We start from the raw sequence: 446 nt of genomic DNA on the forward strand, positions 1-446 counted from the left end.
GCGACGTCGACAGCGCCGCAACCTTCGTCGCACAAACCAACACCGCCGGCAGCTATGGCCAGTTTTCCATCGGCACCGGTGGCGCCTGGACCTACGTCGCCAACTCCGCGCACAACGAGTTCGCCGCCGGCACCACCTACACCGACACCTTCACGGTGAGCAGTGCCGATGGCACCCTCACCTCAGTCACCGTGCATATCGCCGGCAGCAACGACTCACCGACGATCACTTCCAACGGTGCTGGTGCGACGGCTTCGATCAACGTGGCGGAAAACACCACGGCGGTCACAACGGTGGCGGCGACCGATGTTGATCTGCCGGCACAAACGCTGACCTACAGCATCGTCGGCGGACTGGATGCCGCGAAATTCTCGATCGCTTCAGGCACAGGCGTGCTGAGCTTTGTCTCTGCCCCCAACTTTGAAGCACCGACTGATTCGGGAACA

The 446-nt window shown here is 62.1% G+C and carries 1 protein-coding gene; it reads left to right on the forward strand.

All coding sequences use genetic code 11. The features are described 5' to 3' along the window. A partial coding sequence (locus AC30D7_RS28770; protein WP_490136334.1) for a VCBS domain-containing protein occupies positions 1–446 on the forward strand: 446 nt, incomplete at both ends.

The sequence above is a fragment of the Pseudomonas sp. DF5 genome (assembly GCF_058148225.1).